This is a genomic window from Pseudomonas paralactis (genome assembly GCF_001439735.1).
In the GTDB taxonomy this organism is placed as follows: domain Bacteria; phylum Pseudomonadota; class Gammaproteobacteria; order Pseudomonadales; family Pseudomonadaceae; genus Aquipseudomonas; species Aquipseudomonas paralactis.
This window is the reverse complement of the sequence record NZ_JYLN01000006.1, coordinates 367,220-378,367: the sequence shown is the minus strand read 5'-3', so window position 1 is coordinate 378,367 and position 11,148 is coordinate 367,220. Positions and strand designations below refer to the sequence as shown.

Annotated in this window: 8 protein-coding genes; all 8 read left to right on the top strand. The window is 60.3% G+C overall.

The annotated features are described in order from the left end of the window. Positions 1–7: 7 nt before the first annotated feature. The 8 genes from TX23_RS17890 (at position 8) to TX23_RS17855 (ending at position 11,093) form a co-directional block, all read left to right on the top strand. A complete protein-coding gene (locus TX23_RS17890) occupies positions 8–1,447 on the top strand; it encodes a sigma-54-dependent transcriptional regulator (RefSeq protein WP_057703328.1) in 1,440 nt (479 codons plus the stop codon). Between the two features lie 697 nt (positions 1,448–2,144). Further along, on the top strand, positions 2,145–3,548 hold the full coding sequence (locus TX23_RS17885) for a polynucleotide adenylyltransferase PcnB (RefSeq protein ID WP_057703327.1): 1,404 nt from the start codon (positions 2,145–2,147) through the stop codon (positions 3,546–3,548). Between the two features lie 2 nt (positions 3,549–3,550). Next, positions 3,551–4,036: a 2-amino-4-hydroxy-6-hydroxymethyldihydropteridine diphosphokinase gene (gene folK / locus TX23_RS17880; RefSeq protein ID WP_057703326.1), complete on the top strand. Its 486-nt coding sequence runs from the start codon at positions 3,551–3,553 to the stop codon at positions 4,034–4,036. A gap of 365 nt (positions 4,037–4,401) precedes the next feature. Then, the gene (panB, locus tag TX23_RS17875; protein WP_057703325.1) at positions 4,402–5,202 is read left to right on the top strand and encodes a 3-methyl-2-oxobutanoate hydroxymethyltransferase; all 801 of its coding nucleotides are present in this window, start codon (positions 4,402–4,404) and stop codon (positions 5,200–5,202) included. Continuing rightward, positions 5,199–6,050, top strand: coding sequence for a pantoate--beta-alanine ligase (panC, locus tag TX23_RS17870; protein ID WP_057703324.1), 852 nt, complete (start codon positions 5,199–5,201; stop codon positions 6,048–6,050). The genes panB and panC overlap by 4 nt, the downstream gene beginning before the upstream one ends. Before the next feature lie 224 nt (positions 6,051–6,274). Continuing rightward, positions 6,275–7,939: a glucose-6-phosphate isomerase gene (gene pgi, locus TX23_RS17865; RefSeq protein WP_057703323.1), complete on the top strand. Its 1,665-nt coding sequence runs from the start codon at positions 6,275–6,277 to the stop codon at positions 7,937–7,939. A 105-nt stretch (positions 7,940–8,044) separates the two neighbouring features. Continuing rightward, a complete protein-coding gene (acs, locus tag TX23_RS17860; RefSeq protein WP_057703322.1) occupies positions 8,045–9,982 on the top strand; it encodes an acetate--CoA ligase in 1,938 nt (645 codons plus the stop codon). A 94-nt stretch (positions 9,983–10,076) separates the two neighbouring features. Continuing rightward, positions 10,077–11,093, top strand: coding sequence for a class I SAM-dependent rRNA methyltransferase (locus TX23_RS17855; RefSeq protein WP_057703321.1), 1,017 nt, complete (start codon positions 10,077–10,079; stop codon positions 11,091–11,093). Positions 11,094–11,148: the final 55 nt, after the last annotated feature.

Genomic DNA, 11,148 nt, shown 5'->3' with positions numbered 1-11,148 from the left:
TGAATCAATGCCGCACATTTTGATCGTCGAAGACGAAACCATTATCCGCTCTGCCTTGCGTCGCCTGCTTGAACGAAATCAGTACCAGGTCAGCGAAGCCGGCTCGGTGCAGGAAGCCCAGGAGCGGTTCAGCATCCCCACGTTCGACCTGATTGTCAGCGACCTGCGCCTGCCCGGAGCCCCGGGCACCGAGCTGATCAAGCTGGGCCAAGGCACCCCGGTGCTGATCATGACCAGCTACGCCAGCCTGCGCTCGGCCGTCGACTCGATGAAGATGGGCGCGGTGGACTACATCGCCAAGCCTTTTGATCACGATGAGATGCTCCAGGCCGTAGCCCGCATTCTGCGTGACCGTTCGTCCGCCAGCAGCGCGCCTGCCGAACAGCGCCCGGCCGGCAAAGCGGCCAGCAGCGCCGACAAGCCCGGCGTGGACAACAGCAACGGCGAGATCGGCATCATCGGCTCCTGCCCACCCATGCAGGACCTGTACAGCAAGATCCGCAAAGTGGCGCCGACCGACTCCAATGTATTGATCCAGGGCGAGTCGGGCACCGGCAAGGAGCTGGTCGCTCGCGCCCTGCACAACCTGTCCAAGCGCGCCAAGGCACCGATGATCTCGGTGAACTGCGCAGCTATCCCTGAATCGCTGATCGAATCCGAACTGTTCGGCCACGAGAAAGGCGCGTTCACCGGCGCCAGCGCCGGGCGTGCCGGCCTGGTCGAAGCGGCGGACGGCGGCACCTTGTTCCTCGATGAAATCGGCGAGCTGCCGCTGGAAGCCCAGGCGCGCCTGCTGCGCGTGTTGCAGGAAGGCGAGATTCGCCGGGTCGGTTCGGTGCAATCGCAAAAGGTTGATGTGCGGCTTATTGCAGCAACGCACCGTGACCTCAAGAGCTTGGCCAAGATCGGCCAGTTCCGGGAAGACTTGTATTACCGCCTGCACGTGATCGCCTTGAAATTGCCAGCGCTGCGTGAGCGCGGCGCCGACGTCAACGAGATCGCCAATGCCTTCCTGTTGCGCCAGAGCGCGCGTATCAACCGTACCGACCTGAGGTTTGCCGCGGACGCCGAGCAGGCCATCCGGCATTACTCGTGGCCGGGTAACGTGCGGGAACTGGAGAACGCCGTGGAGCGTGCGGTGATTCTGTCGGAGAGCCCGGAGATTTCCGCCGAGCTTTTGGGCATTGATATCGAGCTCAGCGACCTGGAAGACGACGACTTCATCGGCCTGGCCCCACAACAGGGCGGCGGTAGCAATACCAGCCATGAGCCGACGGAGGATTTGTCACTGGAAGACTACTTCCAGCATTTCGTCCTGGAGCATCAGGACCATATGACCGAGACCGAACTGGCCCGCAAACTGGGTGTAAGTCGCAAGTGCCTGTGGGAACGGCGCCAGCGCCTGGGTATTCCGCGGCGCAAGACCGGAGTCGCCAGCGAAAGCTGAGGCGGCGCGCCCACAGGTAACACCTGTGGATGTGAAAAAACTGTTACCGCTGACTTTTCACGTAACAAAAGCCGGGGCTTACGGTAACGAAGCCCCGGCTTTTTTTGGGCCCCGAAAACTGCAAAACCACCTCAACCCCCTTATTTTGCTGGCCGGCGCAAAAGTTGGCACGCACCCTGCTATATGCTTAGTACAAAAACAATAACAAGCTTTGTACAAGACAATAAAAATAAGACGAATCGACTCACGCATAACAAAAACAACACGGCGGAGGCGCAGCTAACTGATTCTTTTGGAGAGGCGTTGCATTTGGGGCTTGCCCCGCAACCAGGCCGAGAACAACAAAAACTGCCCTAAGGCAGAGCCTGAACTGGTTGGATCGTAGATCAGCAACACAGCGACCAAAGCAATCCGTTTGCTCTTGACTCTCGATTGGGAGTGTCATGAAGGTGAAGCTTCATGGCGAGGGCGATCAACAAAAACAAGAAGCCCGACATCAATAATAAAAATAGAGCACGCAACTACTTCTGGGGGAGCTTCGGCTCCCCTTGTAGTTTCCGGAATTTGACCTCCAAACGCTTATGGCGCAATGCCTGTAGCTTGTTCCTACACCATCCCCTGACTAAATGCTAGAATCCCCGCCCATCATGCGGTCATTCTTCGTTATGGCCGAACATTCCTTCAAACAGTGCATCCCATGCTGAAGAAGTTGTTCCAGTCATTCCGTTCTCCCTTGCGTCGTACGCAACACAAACGCAGCACGCCTGAAGTGCTCAACAGCAGCCAGCATTCGTTGCAGCGCGCTCAATTCAGCCGTTATGCAGTGAACATCGTCGAACGTTTGCAGAACGCCGGCTACCAGGCTTATCTGGTGGGTGGTTGCGTACGCGACATGCTGCTCAATATCACGCCCAAGGATTTCGACGTCGCCACCAGCGCCACGCCTGAACAAGTGCGCGCCGAGTTTCGTAACGCACGAATCATCGGCCGGCGCTTCAAGCTGGTGCATATCCACTTTGGTCGCGAAATCATTGAGGTCGCGACCTTTCGCGCCGGTCACCCGCAAAACGACGAAGAGGAAGACACCAACCAGTCTTCCCGCAACGAGAGCGGGCGCATCCTGCGCGATAACGTCTACGGCACTCTGGAGGAGGACGCGCAACGTCGCGACTTCACCATCAATGCTCTTTATTACGACCCGGTCAGCGAGCGCATCCTCGATTACGCCAATGGCGTACACGACATTCGCAACAACCTGATCCGTCTGATCGGCGACCCGACGCAACGCTACCAGGAAGACCCGGTACGTATGCTGCGTGCCGTGCGGTTTGCCGCCAAGCTCAACTTCGGCATCGAGAAGCACACCGCCGCGCCGATTCGCGAGCTGGCACCCATGCTGCGCGAAATCCCCTCGGCACGCCTGTTCGAAGAAGTGCTCAAGCTGTTCCTCTCGGGCTACGCCGCCGACACCTTCGAAATGCTCGTCGACCTGCAGTTGTTCGACCCGCTGTTCCCGGCCAGCGCCGAGGCGCTCGAATACAACCCGACGTACACGCACACACTGATCAGCGAAGCGTTGATCAACACCGACCTGCGCATCAAGCAGAACAAACCGGTAACCCCGGCGTTCCTGTTTGCCGCACTGCTGTGGCCGGCCCTGCCCAAGCGCGTACTGCGCCTGCAGGACCGTGGCATGCCGCCGATCCCGGCCATGCAAGAAGCGGCTCACGAGCTGATCGCCGAGCAGTGCCAGCGCATCGCCATCCCGAAACGCTTCACCATGCCGATCCGCGAGATCTGGGACATGCAGGAGCGCCTGCCGCGTCGCAGCGGTAAGCGCGCCGACCTGTTGCTGGACAACCCGCGCTTCCGTGCCGGCTACGACTTCCTGCTGCTGCGCGAAAGCGCCGGTGAGCAGACCGATGGCCTGGGCGAATGGTGGACCGACTATCAGGACGCCAACGACAGCCAGCGTCGCGAGATGATTCGTGAGCTTGGCAGCAAAGGCGATGGCGCCAGTGAAGGGCCGAAAAAGCGTCGCCGCAGCGGCAGCAAGCGCAAACGCAGCGCTGCCGATGCCTCGGGCAACGCGGGCGAATAAACGTGGAGCGCATCTACGTAGGCCTGGGCAGTAACCTGGCAGCGCCGGAACAGCAATTGCGCAACGCGATCAAAGCGTTGGCGCAATTGCCTGGCACCCACCTCGCCGGAGTGTCCGCCTTCTATCAAAGCGATTCACTGCTGCCAGGCCAGCCGCGCTACACCAACGCAGTTGCGGCACTGGACAGTCACCTGGCGCCCCTGGACTTGCTCGATGCATTACAAGCTATAGAAAACGATCAGGGCCGCGAACGCCTCGAACGGTGGGGCCCGCGCACCCTGGATCTGGATATCCTTCTGTTCGGCGATCGCCTGATCGACGAGCCACGCCTCAAGGTGCCGCACTACCAGATGCATGTGCGGGCGTTTGTGCTTTACCCGCTGGCCGAGCTGGCGCCAGCCGACCTGCAGTTGCCCGACGGGCAAAGCCTCAACGGCCTGCTTGAAGCCTGCCCATTCGTCGGCCTGGAACGCCTCCCTCAAGAATGACTCGGTCAATGTGGGAGCTGGCTTGCCTGCGATGCAAGCGACACGGTGTATCAGCCACACCGAGGTGATGCCATCGCAGGCAAGCCAGCTCCCACATTAGATATTCAGTGCCCCCCAAACCTGTGCCCATCTTGCTGAATCGCGTCAGTAACAGCGGTAACACCGCCATCGTAACAATGCGGTAACACATCCAATTGACTTCCCGTGTCCTCCTCACGACTATAGGCGTCCCGCTGCCGCCAACCCGGCGCTACAGGGCGCAATCCAGGCCTTATAAGCACTGCTTTCAAGACAGTGCGCCTGTATAAACGAAGACTCACGCGCGTTACTCGCTGTTTCCAAGCGCCTGAACGAGGACCCTTTTCATGCCAGACATTACCCTGACCACCTTGCAGAGCCTCAAGCTCAAAGGTGAAAAAATCACCATGCTGACCTGCTACGACGCCACTTTCGCCCACGCCAGCTGCCAGGCAGGGGTCGAGGTGTTGCTGGTGGGCGACTCCCTGGGCATGGTTCTTCAAGGGAATGACAGCACGCTGCCCGTGACCACGGATGAACTGGCCTACCACACCGCCAGCGTCAAGCGTGGCAACGACGGTGCGCTGATCATCGCCGACCTGCCGTTCATGGGTTACGCCACTCTGGAGCAAACCTTCCAGAACGCCGGCAAACTGATGCAGGCTGGCGCGCACATGGTCAAAGTCGAAGGTGCCGTGTGGCTTGCCGAGTCGATCCGCCTTTTGGCTGAGCGCGGCGTGCCAGTGTGCGCACACATGGGCCTGACGCCACAGTCGGTGAACATCCTCGGCGGCTACAAGGTACAGGGCCGCAATGAAGCCCAGGCCCGCCAGATGCGCGCCGATGCCATTGCCCTGGAACAAGCCGGTGCGGCGATGATTCTGCTCGAATGCGTGCCGAGCGAACTGGCCGCAGAAATTACCCAGGCCGTCAAAGTGCCAGTGATCGGCATTGGTGCCGGCTCTGCCACTGACGGCCAGGTGCTGGTACTGCACGACATGCTCGGCCTGTCGATCAGCGGTCACGTGCCGAAGTTCGTGAAGAACTTCATGGCCGGCCAGGGCAGCATCCATGCAGCACTGAGCGCTTACGTCAGCGAAGTCAAAGCCGTTACTTTCCCCGGCATCGAACACGGATTCTCTGCATGAACACGGTTAAAACCCTGCGTGAACTGCGCGCTGCCGTTACTCACGCCCGCAGCGCCGGCAAACGCATTGGCTTTGTGCCCACTATGGGCAATCTGCACAGCGGCCACGCCACGCTGGTGACCAAGGCTGCGCAGCAGGCGGATTTCGTAGTGGCGAGCATTTTCGTCAACCCGCTGCAATTCGGCGCCGGCGAAGATCTGGACAAGTACCCGCGCACACTGGCGGCCGATCAGGAAAAACTCCTGCAAGCCGGCTGCAACCTGCTGTTCGCCCCTACCGTCGAGGAGATGTACCCCGGCGGCATGACCGGCCAAACCCGCGTTATTGTTCCCGAGTTGTCCGAAGGGTTGTGCGGTGCCAGCCGCCCGGGCCATTTCGAAGGCGTGGCGACAGTAGTCAGCAAGCTGTTCAACATGGTCCAGCCGGACATGGCCGTGTTCGGCCAGAAGGATTACCAACAGCTGGCGGTGATCCGCGCCATGGTCCATGACCTGAACATGCCGATCCAGATCATCGGCGAGCCTACCGTGCGCGCCGAGGACGGCCTGGCGCTGTCATCGCGCAACGGCTACCTCACCGAGGAGCAACGCGCCGTTGCGCCGATCCTGTACCGGGCCCTCAGCCAGATCGCCACGGCCATCAAGGGCGGCGAGCGCGATTTCGCCCAGCTGCGCGCCGAGCAGGTCCGGCACATCGAGGCCGCCGGCCTGCGCATGGACTATCTGGAAGTGCGCCACGGCGTGAATTTGCGCCCGGCCACCGCGCAAGATCAGGATCTGGTGATCCTGGTCGCCGCTTATCTGGGCACCACACGCCTGATCGATAACCTGCACCTGAACCTCGCCTGATCCATCTTTAATCCCCAACCTGTTGCCCCGAGGGCTGTGCCGGTATAAAAAAGTACCGGCCACAGCGCAGACAAAGCCAAGACATATCCACACGCTAGGTTTAATGTAATCGCCCTGCGCTATGGTTAGCGCTGTCTGGAACCCAGTCGTTGAGACAAGAATGGATGTTCCGGGCTTTTAAGTGTCCTAAAGGCAGTCCCTGTAATAAAAGGAAACCCGCAGCGATGGCGTACTACCGCACCCCTCATGACGTTACCGCTCTGCCCGCCTGGCAAGCGCTTGTTCAACATCGCCAAGCCATGCAGGATTTCAGCATGCGCGAGGCGTTCAATGCCGATCCTCAGCGTTTTTCCCAATTCACCTTGAGCAGCTGCGGACTTTTCCTCGATTACTCGAAAAACCTGATCACCAGCGAAACCCGCGACTTGCTGGTGGGCCTGGCCAAGGAAGTGAACCTTAAAGGCGCCATTGATGCGCTGTACGCCGGCGAGCCTGTCAACTCTTCCGAAGGCCGCCCGGCGCTGCATACCGCGCTGCGCCGTCCGGTGGGTGACAAGCTGTCGGTCAACGGCGTGAACATCATGCCGGACGTGCACAAGGTACTGAACCAGATCACTGACCTGGTCGGCCGCATTCACGACGGCCTGTGGCGCGGCTACACCGAAAAGCCGATCACCGACGTGGTGAACATCGGCATCGGTGGCTCGTTCCTCGGCCCGGAACTGGTCTCCGAAGCGCTGTTGTCCTACGCCCACAAAGGCGTGCGCTGCCACTACCTGGCCAATATCGACGGCAGCGAGTTCCACGAGCTGACCATGAAGCTGCGCGCCGAGACCACGCTGTTCATTGTCTCGTCCAAATCCTTCAACACCCTCGAAACCCTGAAGAACGCCCAGGCCGCCCGCGCCTGGTACCTGGCCCAGGGTGGTTCGGAAGCTGAGTTGTATCGCCACTTCATCGCCGTATCGAGCAACAACGCTGCGGCCGTGGCCTTCGGTATTCGTGAAGAGAACATTTTCCCGATGTGGGACTGGGTAGGCGGGCGTTACTCGCTGTGGTCGGCCATTGGCTTGCCAATCGCCCTGGCCATCGGCATGTCCAACTTCAAGGAATTGCTGTCGGGTGCCTACACCATGGACCAGCACTTCCTGAACGCGCCGTTCGAAGCCAACATGCCTGTGCTGCTGGGTTTGCTGGGTGTGTGGTACGGCAACTTCTGGGGTGCGCAGAGCCATGCGATCCTGCCGTACGACCATTACCTGCGCAACATCACCAAGCACTTGCAACAGCTGGACATGGAATCCAACGGCAAAAGCGTGCGCCAGGACGGCACGCCGGTATCCACCGATACCGGCCCGGTGATCTGGGGCGGCGTAGGCTGCAACGGGCAGCACGCTTACCACCAGCTGCTGCACCAAGGGACCCAACTGATCCCGGCTGACTTCATCGTGCCGATCGTCAGCTTCAACCCGGTCTCTGATCATCACCAGTGGCTGTACGCCAACTGCCTGTCCCAGAGCCAGGCCCTGATGCTCGGCAAAACCCGTAGCGAGGCCGAAGCCGAGCTGCGCGAGAAGGGCCTGCCGGAAGCCGAAGTGCAGAAGCTGGCCCCGCACAAGGTGATCCCGGGCAACCGCCCGAGCAACACTATCGTGGTGGAGCGCATCAGCCCGCGTCGCCTGGGCGCACTGGTAGCGATGTATGAACACAAGGTGTTCGTACAGAGCGTGGTCTGGGGTATCAACGCCTTCGACCAATGGGGCGTTGAACTGGGCAAGGAACTGGGCAAAGGCGTGTATAACCGTCTGACGGGCGCCGAAGAAACCTCCGCCGAGGACGCTTCGACCCAAGGCCTGATCAACTATTTCCGCGGTCGTCACCGCGGCTGATGCTGATCACTCAAGGCCAACGTCCGTTTGGACGTTGGCCTTGAACCCTCCCATCACAGGGTGCATCTTTATGACTTGTCGCAAAAACAAGAATAAGGATCGCTCATGTTCGATATCAGCACGTTTCCCACCGCCGATGCCGTCCGCCGGGCTGCGCAACTCAGTCAAGAGGACTATCAGCGCCTCTATCGCCAATCCATTAAACAGCCAGATGCCTTCTGGGCCGAACAGGCCAAGGGCTTTCTCGACTGGATAACTCCCTGGCACACCGTTCAGCAGTCAGACATCTACACCGGAGCCGCTCAGTGGTTTGCCGGCGGTCAACTGAACGTCAGTTACAACTGCATTGACCGTCACCTGGCGCAACGCGCCGATCAGACGGCCTTCATTTGGGAAGGCGATGATCCATCAAAATCCTCCAGGATCACTTACCGCCAACTGCATCAAAACGTCAGTCGCCTGGCCAACGTGTTGAAAAGCCGTGGCGTGAAGAAAGGCGACCGCGTGTGCATCTACATGCCGATGATCCCGGAAGCAGCGTACGCCATGCTGGCCTGCACGCGAATTGGCGCGGTGCACTCGGTGGTGTTCGGCGGCTTTTCGCCTGATGCCCTGCGTGACCGTATTCTCGATGCCGATTGCCGCACCGTGATCACTGCCGATGAAGGCGTGCGCGGCGGCAAGCCCGTGGCATTGAAACAGAATGTCGATAAAGCCCTGACCAGTTGCCCCAATGTCAGCACGGTGTTGGTGGTCGAGCGCACCGGAGCAAGCGTGAACTGGACCGAGGGGCGCGACCTCAAGTATCAAGCGGCCCTGGACGCCGTCAGTGACAACTGCCCGCCTGAACCAATGGACGCCGAAGATCCCTTGTTCATCCTCTACACCTCCGGCAGCACCGGCAAACCCAAAGGCGTGCTACACACCACCGGTGGCTACCTGCTGCAAGCGGCGATGACCTTCAAATACGTGCTTGATTACCAAGAGGGTGAAGTGTTCTGGTGCACCGCCGATGTGGGCTGGGTCACCGGGCACAGTTACATCGTCTACGGCCCGCTGGCCAATGGCGCCACTTCACTGATGTTCGAGGGCGTGCCGAGCTATCCGGACAGTTCGCGCTTCTGGCAGGTGATCGATAAACATCAGGTGAATATTTTCTACACCGCGCCCACTGCCTTGCGCGCCCTGATGCGTGAAGGCCAAGGCCCATTGGCGAGCACCTCCCGCGCCAGCCTGCGCCTGCTGGGTAGCGTCGGTGAGCCGATCAACCCGGAGGCCTGGGACTGGTACTTCAATGCGGTGGGCGAACAGCGCTGCCCCATCGTCGATACCTGGTGGCAGACCGAAACCGGCGGCATCATGCTCAGCCCGCTGGTCAGCGCCCAGCGCATCAAGCCAGGCTGCGCGACACAGCCGATGTTCGGCATTCAGCCGGTACTGCTCGATGAGCAAGGCAAGGAAATCAACGGCCCCGGCAGTGGCGTGCTCGCTATCAAATCAAGCTGGCCGGGGCAGATTCGCAGCGTCTACGGCGACCCGCAGCGCATGATCGACACCTATTTCAAACCCTACCCGGGCTATTACTTCACCGGCGACGGCGCGCGCCGCGATGAAGATGGCGACTACTGGATCACCGGGCGCATTGATGATGTGATCAACGTATCCGGCCATCGCATCGGCACCGCCGAGGTGGAAAGCGCCCTGGTGCTGCATGATCAGGTCGCTGAAGCCGCTGTGGTCGGCTACCCCCATGACGTCAAGGGCCAGGGTATCTATGCCTTTGTAACGCCAATGAACGGCGTCGAGCCCAGCGATACGCTGAAAAAGCACTTGCTGGACCTGGTCAGCAAGGAAATCGGCAGCTTTGCCAAGCCGGAGCTGATCCAATGGGCGCCTGCCCTGCCGAAAACCCGCTCCGGCAAGATCATGCGCCGCATCTTGCGCAAGATCGCCTGCAACGAACTGGACAGCCTGGGCGATACCTCGACTCTGGCTGACCCAAGCGTCGTAGACGGATTGATCGACAAACGCCTGAACCGATAGCACTCAGGATAATCCCCGGCCTGTGCAGGCCGGGGTTAACTGTTAAACTGCGCGCCCCCGATTTTCTTATTTATCTGCAAGCAAGGCGCGCTCCATGACTCCCCTGAATCAGGCGCTGCGCGCCGCACTCGATCATCGTCAAGACCTGATCAACGAACTGCACGCCCAGGGCACGGACTGCTATCGGCTGTTTCACGGCAGCCAGGAAGGTGCCGGGGGTCTGACCATCGACCGCTACGGCCCGCAATTGCTGGTGCAGAGCTTCCACCATTCGCTGGATAGCGCAGACCTGCTGGACCTGCATCAACTGATCAACCAATACATGGGTCTGGAGTTGCTGCTGGTGTACAACGACCGCGCCCGAGGCAACTCGCGTATCGATCGTGAAGACACGGTGTACCGCGCAGAGCTTGCGGCGCTGGAAGACCTGGTCGGCCATGAATGGGGCCTGAGCTACCGTGTACGCGGGCGCCATGCCGGGCAAGACCCGTTATTGTTTCTCGACCTGCGTAACACCCGTGGCTGGGTGAAGGAGCACAGCGCCGGCAAAAGCGTGCTGAACCTGTTCGCCTACACCTGCGGCGTGGGCTTGAGCGCGGCCGCCGGCGGCGCACGTGAAGTCTGTAACCTGGATTTTGCCGAGGGGAACCTGGCGGTTGGGCGTGAAAACGGCCAGCTCAACCCGCAATTGCCGAGCATGGAGTTTGTACAGTCCGATTACTTCCCGGCCATTCGCCAACTGGCCGGCCTGCCGATCACCCAGCGTCGCGGCCAGAAGCTGCCGAGCTATCCGCGCCTGGAGCAGCGCCAGTATGACCTGGTGCTGCTTGATCCGCCCGCCTGGGCCAAAAGCGCGTTCGGTACCGTCGACCTGCTGCGCGACTATCAGAGTTTGCTCAAACCTGCGCTGCTGGCCACCGCTGACAACGGCGTGCTGATCTGCTGCAACAACCTGGCGAAAGTCAGCATGGATGACTGGCGTGAACAGGTGCTGCGCTGTGCGGAAAAAGCCGGTCGCCCTGTGCGCGACTGGCAGGTCATGACACCCGGGGCGGACTTTCCGTCCACCGATCAGCAGCCTCCGTTAAAGACCTTGATCCTGCATTTGTAGGAAGTTTCCCAACAGCCACTGTTCTTCGGAACCGAATTACCGTGCCATACTCCAA

Coding starts and splice junctions, on each gene's coding strand:
- acs (WP_057703322.1), top strand. CDS start 8,045: ATGTTCGATATCAGCACGTTTCCCACCGCCGATGCCGTCCGCCGGGCT.
- panB (WP_057703325.1), top strand. CDS start 4,402: ATGCCAGACATTACCCTGACCACCTTGCAGAGCCTCAAGCTCAAAGGT.
- pgi (WP_057703323.1), top strand. CDS start 6,275: ATGGCGTACTACCGCACCCCTCATGACGTTACCGCTCTGCCCGCCTGG.
- TX23_RS17885 (WP_057703327.1), top strand. CDS start 2,145: ATGCTGAAGAAGTTGTTCCAGTCATTCCGTTCTCCCTTGCGTCGTACG.
- TX23_RS17890 (WP_057703328.1), top strand. CDS start 8: ATGCCGCACATTTTGATCGTCGAAGACGAAACCATTATCCGCTCTGCC.
- panC (WP_057703324.1), top strand. CDS start 5,199: ATGAACACGGTTAAAACCCTGCGTGAACTGCGCGCTGCCGTTACTCAC.
- TX23_RS17855 (WP_057703321.1), top strand. CDS start 10,077: ATGACTCCCCTGAATCAGGCGCTGCGCGCCGCACTCGATCATCGTCAA.